Genomic DNA, 19,434 nt, shown 5'->3' on the forward strand with positions numbered 1-19,434 from the left:
TGCTAACGTTCCACGCGGCCTAGCGATGGGTCATCGCATGGCGCTGAACGACGCCGATTGCGGCACGCACTGGGCATAGGCGCAGCTCGCGCCATTCGGGCCCTGCATCCGCATCTGTTCAGCTCGCCACGCGGCGCCGGCATACAGTGCCATCAGGGCCGCGATCGAGACGGCTGCAACGCATTTTCTTGTGATTGTGTGCATCTGACGTACCTCCCAGGCCAATATCCAAAGGCACTGGCCGTTGACTTGACTCGTCAATAGGAAGCGTAGCCACGGCTGAGTCGGCGGCATATACCGTTGTGGCTCAATGCCACTCTTTGATAAGGACCGCAGGCATATGCGCGCGCACTCGAATCACATAAAAATATTGGTTTGAGTGCAAAATAATGTAATGGATTACGTTGCTGGCCATATGAAATCATTCAACTTTCAAACAGCTGTTTGGTGCCAATAGACCTATGAGAAGTGTGGAGTAAGTTGTTCTACAAAATTCGGCTTTCCGAACGTGTAGATGGGAGATATTCGGCATTTCGATCAAAATTTCCTCTGTAATCAGCGTCCCGCGTGTATCTAGATGTTTCACAGTATTGAGAATTTTCCTTTCACTGCTCAATGGCACATCACTTGCAAACTTTCAGTAACAACTTTCCGATAGCCTCCCACACTCTTGGATGTGCGCGGGTAAAGTTGCCCAACTGTGGTGCATAGCCTGGAAGGAATGCGAAGTGATGCGCAAAAAAATACAAAAAGATGATGCGTGGTTGAACAAGGTCCATCCTTCCCTGTCATTCGGGGCAACCCCCTCCCCGGACGGTGGCCCGCCCGTAGAACGCAATCCAGCAGGCGCCAGGCGCGCCTGATCGCTCCATGCACATGAAGAGGCGACTCGCCCGGGCAAAGGCCTGCGACGCAGCAGTCGCTGCTGAGAAAACCTCAAGCAAAAAGGTTCATTCATGACACCTATCAGCATTGGCTTGCAAAACGAGGTGGCCGCTCACGGCCCGATGGATGGCGAGGTGGGCCTGCGCTTCGGCCCCTTCCTGCTTTACCCGCAACAGCAGGTGCTACTGCGGGACAACCAGCCCGTGGCACTGGGCAGCCGCGCATTGAGCCTGTTGGCAGCGCTGGCGACACGGCCGGGAGAACTGGTCGAGAAAAACGAGCTGCTGGCGCTGGTATGGCCACGCGCAGTGGTGGAGGAGTGCAACCTGCGCGCCCAGGTCGTAGCCCTGCGTCGGGCGCTGGGCGAGAGTGACGAGTTCAGCTATATCGTCACCGTGCCGGGGCGCGGCTATCGCTTCGTCGCCCCCGTGCATAACGCTTTGCCCGCCGCCCCACCGGCAGCGCTGCCGGCAGTGGCCGCGGCGCTGCCGAATGTGGCCACCCGGGTGATCGGCCGCGAAGGCGCGCTTCAAGCGCTGCGTGAGCAACTGCAACGGCGCCGTTTCGTCACCCTGATCGGCCCCGGGGGCGGCGGCAAGACCACGGCGGTGCTGGCGGTGGCCAACCAGGTCGCGCCGGGCTTCGAGCTGGGCGTGGCATTCGTTGACCTGGCGGCGGCGGTCAGCCGCCAGCAGGTGCAGGGCATGCTCGCCAACGCATTGGGCGTCAGTGCACTGGGCGACCATCCGCTGCGCCAGCTCGGCCCGTCCGAAGGCCGGTTTCTGCTGGTGCTGGATAACTGCGAGCACGTGCTCGACGACCTGGCCGAAGCCATCGAGACCTTGCTCAATCAGGGGCCGCAATACCGCGTGCTGGTGGCCAGCCGTGAGCCTTTGCACGCGCAGGGCGAGTACCTGCAAGCCCTTGGCCCGCTGGCAATGCCGCCGGCCGGCGAGCGGCTGACCCCGGCCCAGGCGCTGGCCTGGCCTGCCGTTGAGCTGTTCATCAAGCGCGTTGCCACCCACGACCCGGATTTCGTGCTGCAAGCCGCCGACATCGAGGCAGTGTGCTCGATCTGCCGCAAGCTCGACGGAAACGCCCTGGCCCTGGAGATCGCTGCCGCCCGTGTGCGTACCTTTGGTGTACGCGAGCTGGTGAGCCTGCTCGACAGCAGCTTCCGCCTGCAGATGACCGGCCGGCGCACCGGGCTCGCTCGCCACCGCACCTTGAGCGCCACCCTGGATTGGACCTACGGCATGCTCAGCGCCCCTGAGCAGGCGCTGCTTCGCCAGCTCTCAGTGCTAAGCCCTGGCTTCAGCCTGGAAGCCGCCGGTGCGGTTGCCGACAGCGGCAGCCACGATCTGGCGCCTCTGCTGGAAAGCCTGGTGGGCAAATCCCTGCTCGGCGCCTTCGAGCACAGCCATGGCAAACGCTACAGCCTGCTCGAAACCACCCGGCTGTATGCCCACTACAAACTCGAAGAGGCGGGCGAAGCCGCGCGCATCGGCCTGCGCCACGCGCAATACATGCTCCAGCGCCTCGGCGAGGCACTGGCCTGCCTCGACCGTTTGAGCCCCGGCAAATGGCTGGGTTGTTACGGGCCTGAGATCGACAACGTGCGCAATGCCCTGCAGTGGGCGTTCGCCGAGCAGGGTGATGGGCTGCTAGGCATCGAGCTCACCCTGCACAGCGCACCCTTGTGGCTGCGCCTGTCGCTGTTGGGCGAATGCCAGGGCTGGATCGAGCGCGGCCTGCTCGCGGCGAGCCTGGCAACCGGCGCCCGGCCCAAGGCGATGGTGTTGCAAACGTTCCGTGCCAGCATCCTGACCCTCACTCATGGCGGTGGCGCGGCGGTGCGCGAAGCCTGGCAGGCGGTGCTGGATGACGCCACTGCCCTGGGCGACAGCCAGCATCAGCTGCGCGCGCTGTGGGGCCTGTGGAACGACCGGGTCTGCTGCAACGACCCGGCGGCGGCCGTTGCGCTGGCCGACCAGTACGGCGCACTCAGCCAGCGTGAACAGGCGCTCGACCGGCAGTTGGTGGCCCGCCGCATGCAAGCGGTGCCGCGCTTCTACCTGGGTGACTTGGCCGGCGCACGCCAGGCCATCGGCGAAGCCCTCAGTTCGCACTTCGCCCCGCGCTCGCACATCATCGACCTGCACTTCGACCAGCGCCTCGCCGCACGCGCCCTTAAAGCCTTGATTCAACTGATCGAAGGCAACGGCGAGCAAGCCCAGGCCACCGTCGAGCAACTGGTGGGCGACGCCGTGAGCCTCAACCACCCGGCGACCTTGTGGTATTGCCTGTGCTACAGCGCGCTGCCGGTCAGCCTGATGCGTGGCCATGTCAGCACCGCGCGGCACTACCTGCGGCAGATGCAAAGCAGCATTGCCAGCCAGGAACTGCCGCTGTGGTGGCGCCATACCCAGTGTTTCGAATGCGTGGTAAGCCTGCGCGAACAGCACAGCGAAGCCATGCTGACGCGCCTGGGTGAGCTGCTGGCCACCTTGCGTGAGCAGCACAGCACGCCGCTGTACAGCCTGTTCGCCTGCGAATACGCGCAGGCACTGGGCGCCCAAGGCTTGCCGCAATGGGGCCTGGATGCGTTGGAACAGGCGCTTGAGCAAGTGCAGGCGCGTGGCGAAAACTGGTACCTGGCCGAGCTTTTGCGCGCCAAGGCGGCGCTGGTGCTGCAAGCCCAAGGTGGTGTGGCGATGGCCGAGGCCCAGGCACTGCTGGCGCAAGCTAAGGCCGTGGCGCAAAGCCAGGGCGCACGCTTCTGGGAGCAGCGGGTGTGGTCGCTGGCGACCCGCGGTGACGCCTTGCCGCCGTTGGGCATCGCAGCCCACTGAGGGTCAGATCAGGCGCGCGGCGACGAGAATGTCGGCCACCGCCTGGAAGGTGTGTTCCGGCACCGGCTCACCGGCGACAGTGCGGCGGGCGATTTCGGCCGCCAGCACCGGTGCGTGAACCTGCGGCACGCCCAGTGCCGCAGCCTGCTCCAGCATGGCGGGGCCTTCTTCCGGAGCTGCGCGGCACACCACCACCGGCACTGGCGTGTCGCCCCGCACATAGCGGATGCCGATCAGCCAGCCGCCCTCGCTGCCCAGCAGGATCGAAGCCTGGCCGATGCCGGTGCGGCCGCTGGTAGCGCCCATCTCCTGGCGCTGCCGATTGCGTGCGCGCTTGATCAGCGGGTCGCCGTCCTGGTCCTTGCGCTCCCGTTTTTGCTCGGAGTGGGTCATCTTCATGTCGCGGTTGAACAGCCAGCGCTGCATCAGCACGTCGACGCCGCCCAGCAGCAGGAAGGCCGCGATCACCGTGAACATCAGCGGCTTGAGCACCAGGTAGAAGGTCGACTCGATGCAGCCCGGGCCGCAGCGTGACGATTCCATCAGCGCTTGCAGCGCGCCGCGGCCGATCACGTAGAACGCCACCGCCAGGCCGCCGACCTTGACCAGCCCCTTGAGAAACTCCACCAGGTTGCGCATGGCGAAGATCCGCTTGAAGCCCTCGGCCGGGTTGATGCGCTTGAACTCGGGCTTGATCGGCTCGCCGGAAAACACAAAGCCCTGCATGGTGGTCACGTTGGTCAGCACCACCGCGCCTACCGTCACCGCCACCACCGGCAGGGTCAGGCTCAGCAACAGGCTTTCGGCGGTCGCAAGCACCTGTGGCCACACCTGGGCGAACGGCTGCACGTAGATCTGCGCGGTCAGCTCCAGCAGCGCGCTCACCTGCGCCCGGGCGCGCGGTTCCACCACCGAAATGCACAAGGTACACAGCAGGATCACCACGCCTGAGACCATGTCCTGGCTTTTGGCGACCTGGCCCTTTTCGCGCGCTTCCTTGAGCTTTTTCTTGGTTGCCGGCTGGGATTTCTCTTCGCTGGTATCAGCCATGCTCAGCCCTCGCCGGCCAGGGTTTTCAGAAACTCGACGGTGGCGCGGAATTCACCGAGCTGGTCGAGCATCACCGGTATGAGGAAGGCGATGTACACCACCATCAGCAGGGTGAAGAACAGGTTCTTCACCGGCAGCGAGAGGTCGAAGATGTGGAAGTTCGAGGCCATGCGCGAGAGGTAGGCCAGCATCAGGTCTGTGGCCAGCAGCGCGATCACCAGCGGCGCGACCATCAACACCCCCACGTGCATCACCTGGTCGAGAATCGACAGCACCGCGGTGAGCGCATGCTCGGCGAAGATCGGCGTGAAGGCCATGGCCGGCCACAGCTGGTAGCTGTGGTAGTAGCCGTCGACCATCAGGATGAACCCGCCGGACATGAAAAACAGCGCCACGATGGTCACCACCAGCAACGTGGCCATCACCCCCGACTCGTTCGAGCCCAGCGGGTCCACAAGCTGCGCCATGGTCGAGCCGCGCTGCAGGTCGACCAGCTCGCCGGCCACTTCGGCGGCCCAGAACGGGATGCCGAACAGCAGCCCCACCAGCACGCCGATGAGCATTTCCTTGATCAGCAGGCCGGCGATGAAAATGCTGCCGTGCTCGCTCAAGGCGGTGAAGCCTTCGTAGATCGGAAAGAACATCGGCACCGAGATCGCCACCGCCACACAGGCGCGCAGCATTCCGGTCAGGCCCAGCCGGTTGAAGGCCGGCGTCACCAGCACCAGCCCCGTGGCGCGGGCGCAGGCCAGAGCCGCAGAGCTGATCACCGGGTAGGCGACCTCGACGAAGGCGGTAGCGAACGCTGTGTCCATCGGCTCAGCGCGTCCACATCGGGAAGTTGTCCAGCACCTGGCCGCCCAGCTCCATGATCTGCCCGGCCAGCAACGGCCCGACGAACACCACCACCAGCAGCACCGCCACCAGTTTCACCACCTGCGGCAGGGTCTGGTCCTGGATCTGCGTGAGCGCCTGCAACAGGCCCACGCTCAGGCCGACGATGATCGCCACCCCCAGCGCTGGCGCCGACAGCAACAGCACGGTCATCAGCGCCTGTTTCATCGATGAGAGAAAGACATCCTGGCCCATGGCTTCACCCGTAACTCAGAATCAGCCCGTGCATCAGCCGCGACCAGCCGCTGAGTGACACGAACAGGAAGATTTTCAACGGTATCGAGATCAAGGTCGGTGACACCATCGACATGCCCATGGCCATCAGCACGTTGGACACCAGCAGGTCCACCACCAGAAACGGAATGTAAAGCAGAAAGCCGATCTCGAAGGCGCGGGTGAGTTCGGAGCTGACGAATGCCGGGATCAGCACCACCAGGTCGTCGTCGCGCAGCTCGGCGCGCGCCTCAGGCGACCACACGGTTTCGGTCGCCTGCATGAAGAACCCGCGCTCGCTCTCGTTGGCAAAACGCGACAGATGCGCCTGCAACGGTGGGCGCAGCGCGCTGCCGAGTTCTTCGAGCTGCTGGGCGTTCTCGAACTTCAGCTCTCGGCCCTGCACCTGGCGGTACATGTCGCCGATCAACGGGGTGGTTACGTATACCGAGAGGATCAGTGCGATGCCGTAGAGCACCAGGTTCGGCGGGGTCTGCTGCACGCCCAGGGCGTTGCGGATCAGGAACAGGACCACGGAGATCTTCAGAAAGCCGGTGAGGGTGACCACTGCCAGCGGGATCAGGCCGATGGTGGCAACGACCAGAATGATCTCGATCAGGTTGGGCTGGTAGCCACTCATAGGCTGGCAAAGCTCAGCACGCGAACGCCCAGGCCCTCGCCGATGCGGACCAGTTGGCCCTGGCCGATGCGCCGGCCGTTGACCACCAGTTCCACGCCGTCCTCGGCGCGGCTTTCCAGCGCCAGCACGCTGCCTTCGCCCAGCTCGCGCAGTTGCCCCAAGGTGAGGTCAAGGCGCCCGACCTGGCAGGTCAGGGTCAAATCCAGCTCATCGAGCGCGGCGTCCGGGCCGGCCAGTGCAGGGGTATCGCTCATGGGTGTCTCCATACCAGGGGTCAAGGCGCCGGCGAGCCGCCAGCGCGTGTCGTCGCGTTCAACAGGGGCGCTGCGGCCGGCGCAATGCAGCGCCGGCTGGGTGTGGTCGAGCATCACCACATCGCCTGTGCGCAGGCTGCGCAACTCGGCGAGGGTCAGGCGCGTATGGGCAGCATTCACATGGGCTGGCAAAGCCAGGCCCGGCATTTGCGCGCGATGGGCGGGCCAGTGGGCGTCGATGGCGGTGGTCAACAGCCGGGCCGCACCCTGGCTCAGGTGCAACACCAAGGCCGCGCCGGGGCCTTCGCCCAGCGTCAGTTGCCAGTGCAGGCGCAGCCAGGTGTCGAACGGGTGCGCTGAAGTGACCTGGCACGCCTGCCCGATGATCGCTTCCAGCGGCTCGATCAGCGGCAACAGCGCTGCTTCCAGCAGCAGCTCGCCGGCCGCGTCCTCGGCCTTGGGCAGTGCATCGAGCCAGGCGCTGGGCAGCTCGGCGATCAGCGGGTATTCACCCAGGCTCAGTTGAACGGCCGAAAGCGGCCCTGGCTCACCGGCACGGGCCTCCAGGCACAGCGGCTCGCCGCGCCATTGCCCGTGCCAGGGCACCCGGCGCCGGTGCAGGCTGGCCAGCACCGGCACATCGGCCGGTGCCAGCTGTTCCAGGCCATGCAACGGCAGTGGCAGGGTGGGCGGGCTGCAGGTCATGGGCGCACCTGCGGGCCGGGCAGTTCATCGTTGTCTTCGCGCCGCTCCTGCTCGAGCAGGTCGCGGCGCTGGCGGCGCTCCACCAGCAGGTCACAAGCCTCGAGCTGGCGCTGGCGGGCCAGGCGTTGCTGGCGCAGGGCGTCTTCTTCGCGCAGGTGAAAATCCAGGTGCTGATGCGCGGCATCCACCTCGCCGGTCAGGGCTTCATCGCTTTGAGCCAATGCCTCGAGCTGTTCCTGAGCGGCTTGCCAGGCCCCGACCGACAGGCCCTCGCTGAAGCGCCCGAACACTTGCTCGGCGCGAGTTGCCAGGGCAGCGCGGTGGTCGTGCAGGCGCTGCTGCGCCTCGCTCAGTTGCGCATCGGCCTGCTCGCGCTGCTGGCGTTGGCCGGCCAGTTCCCGGGTGGCGCGCTCTTCACGCAGGGCGCGCAGTTGTTGCAGCTGGTTCAGTTGCCTTGCGTTCATGCCAATACCTTGCGCAGGTGCTGCTGGGTTTGCGCAGCGTTTGAGGGTTCGTGGGCGCCCTGGCGCAGGAACGCCTCGATGGCGTCGGCGCGGGCTAGCGCCTGGTCGGCGAGCGGGTCGCTGCCGGCGGCGTATTCGCCCACGCGCACGAGCATTTCGATGGCTTCATGGCGCGCCATCAGCTCGCGCACGCGGCGCGCCATGTCCAGGTGTTCGTTGGGCACAACGTGGTCCATCAGGCGGCTGCGGCTGCGCAGTACGTCGACGGCAGGGAAATGGTTGCGCTGCGCCAGCTCCGGGCTGAGCACGATGTGCCCATCTAGGATCGAGCGGGTTTCCTCGGCGACGGGGTCGTTGGCCACATCCCCTTCGGTGAGCACCGTGTACAGCGCGGTGATGCTGCCGGTGGCGCCGGGGCCGGCACGTTCGAGCAGGCGCGGCAGGGCGGAGAAGAACGACGGCGGATAGCCGCGCCGGGTCGGCGGTTCACCCACTGCCAGGCCCAGTTCGCGCTGGGCACGGGCGAAGCGGGTGAGGCTGTCCATCAGCAGCAGCACATGCTTGCCCTGGTCGCGGTGGTATTCGGCCACGGCGGTGGCGACGAACGCTGCGCGCACCCGTTCGGCCGCCGGGCGGTCGGAGGTGGCCACCACTGCCACGCTGCGCGCGCGGGCTTCGCGGCCCAATTGCACATCCAGCAGTTCGCGCACTTCGCGGCCGCGCTCGCCGATCAGGCCGATCACGATCACCTCGGCGTCGGTGTGGCGCACGATGCTGGCCAGCAGTGACGATTTGCCCACCCCCGGCTCGCCGAAAATGCCCATGCGCTGGCCACGCGCGAGGGTCAGCAGGCCGTCGATGGCGCGCACGCCCAGGGTCATCGGCTGCTCGATCAACTGGCGGCTGAACGGGGCGGGCGGCTCGGCGTGCAGCGGGTAGCGCTCGAGCGCCGCCACCGGTGCATCGCCGTCGAGCCATTCGCCCATGGGGCTGATCACCCGGCCCAGTTGCGCCTGGCCCACCGGCACACCAAGGGCCTGGCCGGTGGCAGTGATCAAGGTGCGGCTGGAGAGGCCCTGCATGTCGCCGATGGGCGACAGGATCGCCTCGTCGTCCTCGAAACCGATGACCTCGGCCGCCAGCGTGCGGCCGCTGACCGGGTCGGACAAATGGCACAGCTCGCCAATGCTCACGCCGGCGACACTGGCGCGCAGCAGCACCCCGCGCAGGCTGCGCAGTGTGCCGCGCATTGGCCGGGGGCGGGCGGCCTCAAGGCGTGCCTGAAGGCGGCTGAAGGTGGCGTCCAAAGCGGTGCTCATGGCGTGCCCTCATCGTTGGCGAACGGCAGCAGCGCGCGGCGCAGTTGCGCCAGTTGCTCCTGCACGCCCAGCTCCACGGCGCCCTGGGCACTGGAGAGGCGCGCCTGGCCGGCGGTGAGTTGTTCGTCGGCCTCCACGTTCACCGCCAGGCCCGCCAGCGCTTCGCGGCTGCTGTCGACGGCATCGCGGGGTACGAACAGGGTCAGGGCCTGGTCCTGGCGAAAGCTGCCCAGTGCGGTGCGGGTCAGCGCTCGCAGGCGCTGCGGCTCGGGCAGTTCGCCGACCAGCTGGCGGGCGATGGCCAGTGCCAGGTCAGCCAGCGCGCCTTCCTGGCTGGCCAGCCATCGGTCGTGAGCCAGTTGTTGTTCGAGCATGGCCTGCGCCATCTGCGCGCGGCCTTGTGCAAGCCCTTGCTCCAGGCCTTCACGGCGAGCCTGCTGGCGCCAGAGCTCGGCGCTCTGGCGCATCTGGTCGGCTTCCCGGCGGGCGGCGTCGATAAAGGCAAAGCCGTCGATCCATTGCTCGGCCTGTTCGGCACGCAGGATGCGCGCGGCCGGGCGGGTGGGCAGCTCACTCATGCTGCGTGCTCCTCAAGGCTGTGCAACGCTGCGGCGGCGGCCTCGACGATCGCCAGGTTCACCGGTGGGCGTGCGGGCTGCGCGGCTGGCAGGCTCAGGCGCAGCGCCAGCCAGCGTTGCAACGGCGCCGGCTGCGCTTGTGCCCAGGCGGCCACGCAAGCCGCGCCGTCCTGGTCGATCGCCTGCACGAGCGCGGCAGGCTCGCGCAGCAGGTCGGCGGCACCGGCCAGCTCGCGGTGCGCCAGGGCCTGGCTGTACAGCTCGCTGCCCAGTGCCTGGCGCAGGGTTTGCTGAGCCGGGGCGCGCACCTCGCGGGCCAGGGTCGCTGCGTGCCAGATGGCACCGCACAGCCTGGGCAAGCGGCTGAACGCCAGCGGGCTGAGCTCCAGCACGCTCATCGCCGTGGCGTCGGGTGCGGTGATTTCGCTCAGTGGCTGCAACTGGTGGCGCGCCAGCAACAGGGCAAGCAGGCGCATGCGAAAGCGCGGTTGCGCCAGCACCTGCTCGCGCAGCTCGGGCGGCGCATCGCCCAGGCAGGCAGCCAGGTGGCGCGGCGCGACGAAACTCAGCGGCGCTTGTACAAATCGCTCCCAGCGGCTCATTCGGCCTCCTTGAGCGCCCAGGTGCGGGTGGCCTGGTGGCGTTTGTAGCGCTGCCAGCCCAGCGCGCCGAGGGCGGCCAGTGCAATGGCCACCAACGCACCCAGCAACCAGCGCGACAGCCCGGCGCCGCTGGCGGCTCCGGCCTGAGGCGCCATCGGGGCGTTCACCCGCGCCTCCACGGCGGTGATCGACACGCCGTCATAGGAAAGCCCGGAGATACCGTTGGCCACCAGCGTCTTGATCTTGGGCAGCAGCGCGGCGATGTCGGTGCCAGGCTCGTAGCGCACCAGCACCGAGGCGGAGGAGGGTGAAATCACCCGCTTGAGCAGGTCGTTGTCCGGCAGCACCACGTGCACCCGCGCCGAGACAATGCCGTCGATCTGCGACACGCTGTGCGACAGTTCCTCGCTCAGCGCGTAGACCATCTGCGCGCGCTCCTGCACCGGCGAGCTCACCAGCCCGTTGCTTTTGAACACCTCGCCCATGTTGGCGAACTTCTCGCCCGGCAGCCCTGCGTTGTCGAGCACCGCCATAGCCTCGGCGAAGCGGCTCTCGTCCACCAGCACGCTCATCTGGCCGTTGTCCTGCACCTTGCGCGAGGCCTGGATGCCTTCGCGCAGCAGGGCGGCGACCATGCTGTTGGCCTCGCGCTCGCTCAGGTTGCTGTACAGCGTGGTGTCGCAGGCGGCGAGCAGGCTTGCGAACACCAGAACGAGCATCAGGCGGGCGAATTTCATCGTGTCATTGACCTTTGAGCAGGGTGTTGGCGGAGCCGGAAATCTGCGTGGCGCCGCGCACCACCATCTGCGTTTCGATGGAGTAGTCGAACATCTTGCCCAGCGAATGCACGAGCTGGTCGACCTGGGCGGTGCCGGCCTTTTGCGCGGCGTTATTGCCGGCGTCGACGTTGCTGGCCAGTTGCACGGGCGGATTGGCATTGGGCGTGCCGGCCGCCGGAGTGCCCGCAGCGAGCGCATCAGCCCGCGCATTGAACAGGTGCGAGCGGTCCATGAAGCTGTCCAGCCGGTTCATCAGGCTTTCGCCGATCTGATGGGGGCTGGCGCCTTCGGGCATGCCCTTGGCGGTGCTTGCCATGTGTTCGAACAGGCTCTGCTGAGCCTGGGTACCTCCCGGCGGCAAGGCCGCCGTGGTCGGTGCAAGGTTTGCGCTCATCAGGCAGCCTCTTACTCGTCGTCGTCGCTGGACATCGCTTCGTTCAGGATTTCCTGGGCTTTGGGCATGATGATGAACTGCCCGCCAATCACGATGCCCTGGTTGATCAGCTCGTCGGTGAGCTGCTGTTCGGTCATCCCGCTGGAGCTGTCGACGGCGGCGTCGAACTTGGTTTGCGGGTTGCTTTCGTTGCTGGCGCCGGTGGCGTCGGTCGGGGTTACGGCCATGATTGCTGCTCCTTGTTGCCAGTGAATGAACAGGGGTTAGTCGGGGTTCACTTCGCTCACGCTGTTGCCGCGAAACACGCGCACGCCGTGGCTGCGCGGGGCGCTGGCCACTTGCGTGGGGCGGCGCTGCTGGTCGATGTGCTGCTGCACCAGCGCAAGATATGGGGGCGGGCCTGAAACCAGCAGCTCGTCGCCGCTCTCGCTCAGGCGCATGGCCAGGCGCTCGCCGTACACGTCCAGGCCTGCCAGGTAGCCGCGCAGCTCATCGAGGCGCGCTTCGCCGGGGCGGAACAGGCGGCTGGCGACTTCGTCGGCGCCGCTGACATACAGCACGTTGCCGTCGAAATACCAGGTCAGGTTGTTGACGGCGCACAGGTTCTGCAGGAAGTCGCCGGCCTGGGTGCCACGCACCACACCGCGGGACTTGCCGCGCACCTTGTCGGAAAACACCACGGTCAGCTTCAGTTGCTGGGCGAAGGCGTCCATGGCGCTGCGCAGGTCCTGTTCCACCAGTACGTAGGGGTAGGGCGCGCTGAACCACTGCGGGTCGTCGCCTTCGGCCGCCTGAGCGCCACCGGCCAGCAGCAGCGCCAGTGCACCGAACAACCACCCGGCAACAGGCTGTAACAAGGCCTGTGGCAGGCTGCGTAACCGGTTAGACTCGCCGCACACGCCTGAAGAGACCTGCACATGCCGCATCGCTTCGTTCCCCTTCTGTTGGCCAGCCTGTTGCTGGGTGCCTGCGCCTCCCAAACGCCTTCCGATCCCGCCTACGCGCGCTACCTGCGTCTGGGCGACGACCTCGCCAGCCGTGGCGACCCGGTCAGCGCCGCGTCGCTCTACGACAAGGCCACGCAGCTGCCCGGTGCGGGCCTGGACGCCTGGCTCAAGCTCGGCCAGGCGCGGCTGGCGGCGCAGGATGCCAGCGGTGCCGAACGCGCCTACCAGCAGGCCCTGAACGACGCGCCGGAGAACGCCGATGCGCTGTTGGGCCTGGGCACCGCGCAATTGCGCCAGGGCCGCTACGACCGCGCCGTCATCACCCTCACGCAAGCGGCCGACCGCGGTAACCAGCCGCAGGCCTGGAGCCGCCTTGGCGTCGCTCAGGTGCTGCGTGGGCAGACCGGCCCGGCGCAGGCAGCCTTCGAGAAAGCCCGCGCGCTGCAACCGCAGAGCCTGGACACCCAGTGCAACCTGGCCTTGGCCCAGGCGCTTGGCGGCCAGGCCGATGCCGCCATGCAGACCATCCGCGCCGTGGCTCAGTCGCCCCGCGTGCTGCCACGCCATCAGCGCAACGCGCTGCTGGTCGCCGTGCTCGCCGGCCGCGAAAGCGCTGTGAACGAGCTCAGCCTCGATCAGTTGCCCGCTGGCCAGCGCCAGGCGCTGATCGAGCAAGCCCGGCAGATCAAGGCGCTCGGCGACCCCGCCGCCCAGGCGCGGGCCATGGGCCTGGTGGAATAACTTCATAGGAGCGGCCATCACTGCGCCCCTCCGTTCTGCGCTGCGGCTTGCTGTTCCTTGAGCCGGCGGCGCAGCTCTTCGCGGTCATAACCATCGATGTACACCTGCGCAGCGCGCCCCACCGGTGCGGCCATGGTCTGCCCGCTGATGCGGCCGCGTTCCAGGTCCTGGCGCTGCTCGACCATCTGCAACAGCACCAGGCTGTTGGCGCAGCCGGGTGCAAGCTTGGCCTGGTAATCCTCATCCAGCCCGAACTCGTCGGGCGTGGCCGGCGCCAGGCACTGCACCGGCACCAGGCCGCTGCGGCCGTTGGCGTCGGTGAAGCGCTGGTAGTCCGGCGACCAGTGCGCTGGTTCCAGGTGGGTCTGGCAACCGCTCAGGGCCAGGGCGGCAAAGGGCAGGGCAATTCGCAGGCGCATGGCGTGGCCCTCAGTTCAGGTAGAAGCCGAAGGCGCCGCCGCTGCGCGGCCCGGCCTGGGCAGTGGTGTTGCCGGGCTGGGCGTCCAGCGGCGTTGCCGCCACCCGCTCGCGCACAGGCTCCACCAGGTAAGGGGTGATGAGAATCACCAGCTCCGTCTCGTTGCGCTGGAAGCGCTTGGAGCGAAACAGGTTGCCGAGGATCGCCATGTCACCCAGCGCCGGCACCTTGTCCACGTCCGTGTTGTTTTCACGCTGGAACAGCCCAGCGATGGCGAAGGTCTGGCCGCTGCCCACTTCCACGCGGGTGTCGGCGCGGCGCACGCGGAAGGCCGGCACGGTGATGCCGTTTGCCAGGGTGCCGTTCTGGGCGCTGATGCTGCTCACTTCCGGGCGCACTTGCAGGGCGATGCGGCCGTTGGGCAGCAGGGTAGGGTTGAACAGCAGCGACACGCCATAAGGCTTGTATTCGATACCCACGGTGTCGCGGTTCACCGGGATCGGCACCGGCACCTCGCCGCCTGCGAGGAAGCTGGCGGTCTGGCCGGTCATGGCGGTGATGTTCGGCTCGGCAAGTACTTCGAGCACGCCGTTGCTTTGCAGGGCATCGAGCACCGCGTCGATGTTCACGTTGCCGCTGGCAAGGCCCGCGCCGATGGTGTTGGTGGCGCCAGCGACCTTCGCCGCGGAAGCCAGCGGGCCGCCGGTGAGCAGGCCGAAGGAGAACGTGCCGTTGTTGAACAGCGCGTTCCAGTTCACGCCGTAGCTGAGCAGTTGCGAGCGCGAGACTTCAGCGAAGCGCACACGGATGTTCACCTGCGCCGAGCCCGGCAGCGTGGTGGTGTTCAGCGCAGGCTGCAGGTTCTGCCCTTCAACGCTGAGCAGCGCGTTGAGGTCGGTGGCTTCGGCCACATCACCCAGCTGTCCGCGCGCCACCATGCGGTTGCCGGCCGCCGTCACTTGCGCATTGCTGCCCGGGTGCAGGCGTGACAGCGGCGCGCTCACGCCCGATGTGCTGGTGCCCACCGAAAGTGCCATGTTGGCCATTTCGTTACCGTCGTCGCCCAAGGCAATCAGGCTGGTGCTGCCGGGGGCCTTGCCGAACAGGTAGATCACACCCGGCGAGACCACTTGCAGGTCGGCGACATTGGGGTCGGCCACCAGCACCGACTCCACCGGCCGGCTGAAATGCAGGATCCGCCCTTGCCCGGAGGTGAGCTCCAGGGTGCCGCGTGCGCCAGGCGCCAGCGTTTCGGCCTGAGCCGTCAGCGCCAGCAGCAGGGTGGTTGCGCCGAACAGCCAGCGCGAGACAGCATGAGTTGCAGGTCGGATCATGAAGCGTTCGCCAGTGTGTTGGGCGCGGTGCCGGCGGACACCGCGCGGGGTGATTTCGCTGAGGCTGATGTTGGCCACCGCTTGCAGGTTGTATTCGCCGGCAAGATCCCGGAACGACAGCACCGGCAACGGCACCTCGCCGCGCATGCACAGCCGGCGCACGCTGCGGCGCAGTTCCGGGTGCACCAGCAGCACGGTGCGGTCGTCTTCGGGCAGGCGCTGCCAGGCGTGGCGCAACTGGGTGAGCAGGCTGCGGGCGAGTTCGTCGGGCAGGCTTTCGCCGGCCTTTTCCTGGCGGCGCAGGGCCGAGCGCATCTGGCCTTCCAGGCCCTGGGCGAGCACGAAGGCGCTGATCACCCGCTGGCTGTTGGCGTACTGATGGCTGATCTGCCGCGACAGCGCTGCGCGCAGGTGCTCGGCCAGGCGCCCGGCATCCTGTTCGCGGGCGCCCCATTCCACCATCGCCTCCAGCAGCGCGCGCAGGTTGCGCACCGATACGCCTTCGGCCACCAGCGAACGCAGGGTCTCGGCCAGGCGTTGCAGTGGCACGTGGCGCAGCACTTCCTTGATCAGTTCGCCGTAGCTGCCTTCCAGGCGTTCAAGCATCTGGCGGGTTTCCTGGATGCCGAGGAAATCTGCGGCATAGCGGCGCAGCGTGCGTTCCAGCAGGCCGCGCAACACTTCATCGGTGTGCAGATAGGCGACGCCGGCCTGTTGCAGGGCTTGTTCGTGATGGCGCGGCAACCATTGGCCGTCGCGCTGGCTGAGCGGGGAGGGCGCCGCAGTCGGCTCCAGCTCCAGCAGTTGCGCGTGCACCGGGTCGTCGCGCAGCAGCAATTGGGCCAGCGGCAGCGTGCCTTCGCTGACCGGCACACCTTCGAGCTCCACCACATAGCGGTCGGCCGGCGAGGTGCGGTCCAGGTACAGCTCTGGCACCGGCATCTCCAGGCCCAGCTCGGCGCGCAGGTCGTGGCAGAGGGTTTCGATGCGCTGGCGCAGCAGTTGCTCCGGCGCCTGCTCGGCGATGCCGCTGCCCAGGCACAGCAGCACGCGGGCATCCAGCGGCTTGGTCTGCGGTTCGTTGACCAGCTCGGCGTTCAGCGGTTGCGGCTCTTCGGCCGGCGCGGCCTCGGCCATGGCCTGGGCTTGCTGCGCGCGCTGTTGCTTGCGCCACATCAGGAACGCGCAGGCGCCCAGCGCCCCGCCCAGGCCGATGAACACCAGCGCCGGGAAGCCCGGCAGCAGGCTCACGCCGAGCAGGATCGCGGCGGTCAGGCCCAGGGCGCGGTGGCTGTTGCCCAACTGGCTGATGATCTCGCTGCCCAGGTCGCGCGGCGAGCCTGCGCTGTTGACCCGAGTGACCACCGTGCCGGCGGCGACCGAGATCAACAGCGCCGGGATCTGCGCAATCAGGCCGTCACCAACGGTGAGCAGCGAATAGGTGTGCACCGCGTCCGCGAAGCCCATGTTGCGCTCGACCATGCCGATCATCATGCCGCCCAGCAGGTTGACCGCCAGGATCACCAGGCTGGCGATGGCATCGCCCTTGACGAACTTCATGGCGCCGTCCATCGCACCGAACATCTGGCTCTCGCGCTCCAGGCGCGAGCGGCGCCGGCGCGCTTCGGCCTGGTCGATGTCGCCGTTGCGCAGGTCGTTGTCGATGCTCATCTGCTTGCCGGGCATGGCGTCGAGGGTGAAGCGCGCGGCCACTTCGGCGACCCGCTCGGCGCCCTTGGTGATGACCACGAACTGCGCCACGGTAATGATGAGGAACACCACCAGGCCCACCACCACTTGGCCTGCGATCACGAAGTCGCCGAAGGCTTTCACGATGTGGCCGGCGTCGCCGTGCAGCAGGATCAGGCGCGTGGTGGTGATCGACAGTGCCAGGCGGAACAGCGTGGTCAGCAGGATCAGCGGCGGCAGCGCCGAGAACTCCACCGAGTGCACGATGTAGAACGCCACCACCAGCACCAGGATGCTCAGGCCGATGTTCAGGCCGATCAGCACATCCACCAGCGCCGTGGGCAGCGGGATGATCATCATCACGATGGCCATCAGCATGAACGCGACGATGATCACATCGGTGCGCTGGGCCGCGAGGCGGGCCACAGCGTTGAGGCGGTTCAAGGCGGTCATGGGCGATGTTTCCGCTGGGCAAGGTAGGTTTTGAAGCAGGCGCGGGCCTGCTCGCTGTCACCACCGCGCCACAGCGCCCGGGCGCGCAGCAGGTGGTCCTCGGGGTCGTTGCCGCCCAGCGCTTGCAAGCGGTCCAGGGCGTTGAGCGCACGCGTAGCATCGCCGCTGTCGGTGAACGCCAGTGCCAGGTTGCGCAGCAGCGTGCGGTCGGTCGGCATCATGTGCGCGGCGATCAGCAGCATCACCAGCGCGCGTTGCGGCTGGCCGGCGCGCCGATACAGCTCGCCCATGCCACGCAGCAGGTCACGGCTGTCGCGGTCCAGGCGGCTCATGCCTTGGCCTCGCTGCGTTGCTGTTGCAGGTGCTCGCGCATGTGAATTTCCTCGCGAATCATGTCTTCGGCCAGGGTGCGAACGTCAGGGTCCAGTTCCAGGCGCGGCAGCACCTCGTCGAGGATGTGGCCCAGCAGCTCCATCGAGCGCGGGGCGGCGAACAGGGCGGGGTCGAGCGCCTCCAGCTCGCTGGCGTCGTCCACGTTCTGGCGCAGCACCTTGCGTGCAGCGGCACGGCGGCCGCCCAGCAGGGCATCGAAACGTGCGCCCTGGCGCGGGCTGACCGGTTGAACACCCTCGACACCCTGTGGCTTTTGCGGGCCTTCACTGGCAGGCGGCAACGGCGGCCGCGGGTCGATCCTCATAGGGTGAAGGTGAAACGTTCATCGCCGCGCACCAGCACGATCTGGTTGGCCTCGATGCGTTCGAGCACCCAGCGATCATCCAGCGCTGAACCGGGGTAGAGGCGTTTGCCACTGCCGTCGATCACGTACGGGTTGGGGCCTGCCCACACGGCCTGGAAGCGTACGCGCGGGGTGTCGCTTGCAGCGTGCTGAGTGACGTCGCCGCGCAGGCCCAGCTGTGGGCCGAAGCGGCTGTCGAAGCCTTGTTGCACGCTGTTCCAGCGCGCCTTTTGTGCGGGCATGAAGTTGCCATGGGCGATCACCTGGTGGTCGCCGGTTTCACTGCTGATGCTGCTCAAGCCTGCCTGGCGCAGTTGTTCATCGAGCCAGGCTTTCGCCTGGGCGGGCGTCGCTGGCGGGGTTACTGCCTGCGGTGCGGATGCGGCCTGGGCGGGTGCCGCTTGCTGTGCCGGCTGGCGCAGGGCAAAGGCCGACACGCACACCAGCAGCAATGCCAGCGCCACCAGCCAGTGCGGCTGCCAGCGAGTGGCGGGGCGCGGGGCGACGGCCTGGGGCGCATGCAGCTTCAGCTCCGCCTGCCCCATGCGCAGGCGCAGGGGCAGCCGCGCGCGATGGCCGTGGCCTTGCTGAAGTGTCCACGGGCTCTGGCCCGGCGTGTTGATTTCGACACTGCCGCCCACCGCTTCGAGCGTGAGCTGGTTGCCTTCTGGCCGGATGCGCAAATGCAGCGGCGCGACGGCCGGGTCGTGCAGCACCAGGTCGGCGGCTTCGCCGCTGCCAAGCTGGTACAGGTCGCGGTCCAGCGCCAGGGAAACGCCCTGGTGCAGGCCGGCTGTGATGTCGAGCACCGTAGTGCCCGGGCTCGCTGCCGTGAAACGCGGCAGCCGAGCGGAAGAAGTCAGGGCTGTCATGGTCGCCATACCACCGTTCTATCCGCAAAGGGTTACAGCTGGTGGCGCGAAACGCCTGGTGTGCGGGGCGGCTTGCGCCGCCCGCACGGTGCATCAGTTCTGCGGACGCTGTTTGGTCGCGTCGAGCTCGGCCTTCTTGGCGGTCGAGATCTCGGTGATCTTCGCGGACTTCTCGATGGCCATGTTGAAGGTGGCTTCCATCTTGGCGATGGCGGCGTCAGAGTTGCCCGAGCTTACTGGTGGGGTATCAGCCATGATGTTTCTCCTAGCAAGGTAGAGGGTTCGGATCGGTCGCCTCAGCCGCGATGAGCGAGCTGAAACTTGTTGCACACCGCAGTCAGTGCCTGATGAAGCCGAAGGCCTGCGCTGCACGATTCAAATACTACGCAGGGGTGTTTGTCGCGGGCTGTGAAATGTTGTGAAAAGTTTAGGAAGGTTGCGAAATGGCGGGTTGTTTGAATAAAAATAAATTTCAACCCGTTGATTTATCGATGGTTAATCGATAAGCCAAATTATGGGCGTCGAATTCATGTCGCAAACTGTTGTTGCCTGGAGTTCATTGTTGGCGTCGCTGTGAAACCTTGTGAAAACACACTCGAAAAACTGTTATTTAAA

At 66.8% G+C, this 19,434-nt stretch carries 21 protein-coding genes and 1 pseudogene; 2 read left to right on the forward strand and 20 right to left on the reverse strand.

Features of this window, described 5'->3' with window-relative positions; all coding sequences use genetic code 11:
* The first annotated feature begins 956 nt into the window (after positions 1-956).
* Positions 957-3,737: an ATP-binding protein gene (locus LN139_RS01160; protein WP_236358067.1), complete on the forward strand. Its 2,781-nt coding sequence runs from the start codon at positions 957-959 to the stop codon at positions 3,735-3,737.
* Positions 3,738-3,740: 3 nt separating this feature from the next.
* On the opposite strand, the gene LN139_RS01165 is transcribed toward LN139_RS01160, so the two are convergent.
* Genes LN139_RS01165 through LN139_RS01225 form a run of 13 tightly spaced genes read right to left on the reverse strand, consistent with a single transcriptional unit; the run spans position 3,741 to position 12,498 of the window.
* Entirely contained in the window at positions 3,741-4,787 is a 1,047-nt protein-coding gene (locus LN139_RS01165; protein ID WP_236358069.1) for an EscU/YscU/HrcU family type III secretion system export apparatus switch protein, read from the reverse strand.
* 2 nt (positions 4,788-4,789) lie between these two features.
* Positions 4,790-5,602: a type III secretion system export apparatus subunit SctT gene (gene sctT / locus LN139_RS01170; protein WP_236358071.1), complete on the reverse strand. Its 813-nt coding sequence runs from the start codon at positions 5,600-5,602 to the stop codon at positions 4,790-4,792.
* Between the two features lie 4 nt (positions 5,603-5,606).
* Positions 5,607-5,876: an EscS/YscS/HrcS family type III secretion system export apparatus protein gene (locus LN139_RS01175; RefSeq protein ID WP_236358073.1), complete on the reverse strand. Its 270-nt coding sequence runs from the start codon at positions 5,874-5,876 to the stop codon at positions 5,607-5,609.
* A 4-nt stretch (positions 5,877-5,880) separates the two neighbouring features.
* Positions 5,881-6,534, reverse strand: a complete 654-nt coding sequence (gene sctR / locus LN139_RS01180) for a type III secretion system export apparatus subunit SctR (protein WP_236358075.1) — start codon at positions 6,532-6,534, stop codon at positions 5,881-5,883.
* Complete coding sequence (sctQ, locus tag LN139_RS01185; RefSeq protein WP_236358077.1) at positions 6,531-7,493, reverse strand: type III secretion system cytoplasmic ring protein SctQ; 963 nt, start codon at positions 7,491-7,493, stop codon at positions 6,531-6,533. Before sctQ ends, sctR begins: the two co-directional genes overlap by 4 nt.
* Complete coding sequence (locus tag LN139_RS01190; RefSeq protein ID WP_236358079.1) at positions 7,490-7,957, reverse strand: hypothetical protein; 468 nt, start codon at positions 7,955-7,957, stop codon at positions 7,490-7,492. Before LN139_RS01190 ends, sctQ begins: the two co-directional genes overlap by 4 nt.
* The gene (locus LN139_RS01195) at positions 7,954-9,276 is read right to left on the reverse strand and encodes a FliI/YscN family ATPase (protein ID WP_236358080.1); all 1,323 of its coding nucleotides are present in this window, start codon (positions 9,274-9,276) and stop codon (positions 7,954-7,956) included. The genes LN139_RS01190 and LN139_RS01195 overlap by 4 nt, the downstream gene beginning before the upstream one ends.
* Positions 9,273-9,854: a FliH/SctL family protein gene (locus LN139_RS01200; RefSeq protein ID WP_236358082.1), complete on the reverse strand. Its 582-nt coding sequence runs from the start codon at positions 9,852-9,854 to the stop codon at positions 9,273-9,275. Before LN139_RS01200 ends, LN139_RS01195 begins: the two co-directional genes overlap by 4 nt.
* On the reverse strand, positions 9,851-10,456 hold the full coding sequence (locus LN139_RS01205; protein WP_236358085.1) for a type III secretion protein: 606 nt from the start codon (positions 10,454-10,456) through the stop codon (positions 9,851-9,853). Before LN139_RS01205 ends, LN139_RS01200 begins: the two co-directional genes overlap by 4 nt.
* Positions 10,453-11,193: a type III secretion system inner membrane ring lipoprotein SctJ gene (sctJ, locus tag LN139_RS01210; RefSeq protein WP_236358086.1), complete on the reverse strand. Its 741-nt coding sequence runs from the start codon at positions 11,191-11,193 to the stop codon at positions 10,453-10,455. Before sctJ ends, LN139_RS01205 begins: the two co-directional genes overlap by 4 nt.
* A gap of 4 nt (positions 11,194-11,197) precedes the next feature.
* Positions 11,198-11,629 carry a hypothetical protein gene (locus LN139_RS01215; RefSeq protein ID WP_236358088.1) on the reverse strand — a complete coding sequence of 144 codons (432 nt, stop codon included), beginning with the start codon at positions 11,627-11,629 and terminating at the stop codon, positions 11,198-11,200.
* An 11-nt stretch (positions 11,630-11,640) separates the two neighbouring features.
* Entirely contained in the window at positions 11,641-11,856 is a 216-nt protein-coding gene (locus LN139_RS01220; protein ID WP_236358090.1) for a hypothetical protein, read from the reverse strand.
* 36 nt (positions 11,857-11,892) lie between these two features.
* Entirely contained in the window at positions 11,893-12,498 is a 606-nt protein-coding gene (locus LN139_RS01225) for a type III secretion protein (RefSeq protein WP_442964406.1), read from the reverse strand.
* A 48-nt stretch (positions 12,499-12,546) separates the two neighbouring features.
* On the opposite strand from LN139_RS01225, the gene LN139_RS01230 reads away from it, so the two are divergent.
* Entirely contained in the window at positions 12,547-13,317 is a 771-nt protein-coding gene (locus LN139_RS01230) for a tetratricopeptide repeat protein (RefSeq protein WP_236358094.1), read from the forward strand.
* A 17-nt stretch (positions 13,318-13,334) separates the two neighbouring features.
* On the opposite strand, the gene LN139_RS01235 is transcribed toward LN139_RS01230, so the two are convergent.
* The 7 genes and pseudogenes from LN139_RS01235 to LN139_RS01265 all read right to left on the reverse strand — a co-directional run bounded on the left by LN139_RS01235 (position 13,335) and on the right by LN139_RS01265 (position 19,074).
* Complete coding sequence (locus tag LN139_RS01235; RefSeq protein ID WP_236358096.1) at positions 13,335-13,736, reverse strand: hypothetical protein; 402 nt, start codon at positions 13,734-13,736, stop codon at positions 13,335-13,337.
* Between the two features lie 10 nt (positions 13,737-13,746).
* Positions 13,747-15,069: a type II and III secretion system protein family protein gene (locus LN139_RS01240; protein WP_236360199.1), complete on the reverse strand. Its 1,323-nt coding sequence runs from the start codon at positions 15,067-15,069 to the stop codon at positions 13,747-13,749.
* A gap of 129 nt (positions 15,070-15,198) precedes the next feature.
* Positions 15,199-17,211: pseudogene (sctV, locus tag LN139_RS01245) on the reverse strand (type III secretion system export apparatus subunit SctV); the annotation flags it as partial.
* On the reverse strand, positions 17,208-17,543 hold the full coding sequence (locus LN139_RS01250; RefSeq protein WP_236358098.1) for a tetratricopeptide repeat protein: 336 nt from the start codon (positions 17,541-17,543) through the stop codon (positions 17,208-17,210). The gene LN139_RS01250 and the pseudogene sctV, both read right to left, overlap by 4 nt.
* A complete protein-coding gene (locus LN139_RS01255) occupies positions 17,540-17,908 on the reverse strand; it encodes a hypothetical protein (RefSeq protein ID WP_236358100.1) in 369 nt (122 codons plus the stop codon). Before LN139_RS01255 ends, LN139_RS01250 begins: the two co-directional genes overlap by 4 nt.
* Complete coding sequence (locus tag LN139_RS01260) at positions 17,905-18,819, reverse strand: SctD/MshK family protein (protein WP_236358102.1); 915 nt, start codon at positions 18,817-18,819, stop codon at positions 17,905-17,907. Before LN139_RS01260 ends, LN139_RS01255 begins: the two co-directional genes overlap by 4 nt.
* Positions 18,820-18,912: 93 nt before the next feature.
* The gene (locus LN139_RS01265) at positions 18,913-19,074 is read right to left on the reverse strand and encodes a hypothetical protein (protein WP_236358104.1); all 162 of its coding nucleotides are present in this window, start codon (positions 19,072-19,074) and stop codon (positions 18,913-18,915) included.
* Positions 19,075-19,434: the final 360 nt, after the last annotated feature.

The organism is Pseudomonas sp. KNUC1026 (assembly GCF_021650705.1).
Lineage (GTDB): Bacteria > Pseudomonadota > Gammaproteobacteria > Pseudomonadales > Pseudomonadaceae > Aquipseudomonas.

Coding starts and splice junctions, on each gene's coding strand:
- LN139_RS01240 (WP_236360199.1), bottom strand. CDS start 15,069: ATGATCCGACCTGCAACTCATGCTGTCTCGCGCTGGCTGTTCGGCGCA.
- LN139_RS01260 (WP_236358102.1), bottom strand. CDS start 18,819: ATGACAGCCCTGACTTCTTCCGCTCGGCTGCCGCGTTTCACGGCAGCG.
- LN139_RS01175 (WP_236358073.1), bottom strand. CDS start 5,876: ATGGGCCAGGATGTCTTTCTCTCATCGATGAAACAGGCGCTGATGACC.
- LN139_RS01220 (WP_236358090.1), bottom strand. CDS start 11,856: ATGGCCGTAACCCCGACCGACGCCACCGGCGCCAGCAACGAAAGCAAC.
- LN139_RS01165 (WP_236358069.1), bottom strand. CDS start 4,787: ATGGCTGATACCAGCGAAGAGAAATCCCAGCCGGCAACCAAGAAAAAG.
- LN139_RS01265 (WP_236358104.1), bottom strand. CDS start 19,074: ATGGCTGATACCCCACCAGTAAGCTCGGGCAACTCTGACGCCGCCATC.
- LN139_RS01195 (WP_236358080.1), bottom strand. CDS start 9,276: ATGAGCACCGCTTTGGACGCCACCTTCAGCCGCCTTCAGGCACGCCTT.
- sctR (WP_236358075.1), bottom strand. CDS start 6,534: ATGAGTGGCTACCAGCCCAACCTGATCGAGATCATTCTGGTCGTTGCC.
- LN139_RS01205 (WP_236358085.1), bottom strand. CDS start 10,456: ATGAGCCGCTGGGAGCGATTTGTACAAGCGCCGCTGAGTTTCGTCGCG.
- LN139_RS01230 (WP_236358094.1), top strand. CDS start 12,547: ATGCCGCATCGCTTCGTTCCCCTTCTGTTGGCCAGCCTGTTGCTGGGT.
- sctQ (WP_236358077.1), bottom strand. CDS start 7,493: ATGACCTGCAGCCCGCCCACCCTGCCACTGCCGTTGCATGGCCTGGAA.
- LN139_RS01200 (WP_236358082.1), bottom strand. CDS start 9,854: ATGAGTGAGCTGCCCACCCGCCCGGCCGCGCGCATCCTGCGTGCCGAA.
- LN139_RS01250 (WP_236358098.1), bottom strand. CDS start 17,543: ATGAGCCGCCTGGACCGCGACAGCCGTGACCTGCTGCGTGGCATGGGC.
- LN139_RS01215 (WP_236358088.1), bottom strand. CDS start 11,629: ATGAGCGCAAACCTTGCACCGACCACGGCGGCCTTGCCGCCGGGAGGT.
- sctJ (WP_236358086.1), bottom strand. CDS start 11,193: ATGAAATTCGCCCGCCTGATGCTCGTTCTGGTGTTCGCAAGCCTGCTC.
- LN139_RS01255 (WP_236358100.1), bottom strand. CDS start 17,908: ATGAGGATCGACCCGCGGCCGCCGTTGCCGCCTGCCAGTGAAGGCCCG.
- LN139_RS01190 (WP_236358079.1), bottom strand. CDS start 7,957: ATGAACGCAAGGCAACTGAACCAGCTGCAACAACTGCGCGCCCTGCGT.
- LN139_RS01160 (WP_236358067.1), top strand. CDS start 957: ATGACACCTATCAGCATTGGCTTGCAAAACGAGGTGGCCGCTCACGGC.
- sctT (WP_236358071.1), bottom strand. CDS start 5,602: ATGGACACAGCGTTCGCTACCGCCTTCGTCGAGGTCGCCTACCCGGTG.
- LN139_RS01235 (WP_236358096.1), bottom strand. CDS start 13,736: ATGCGCCTGCGAATTGCCCTGCCCTTTGCCGCCCTGGCCCTGAGCGGT.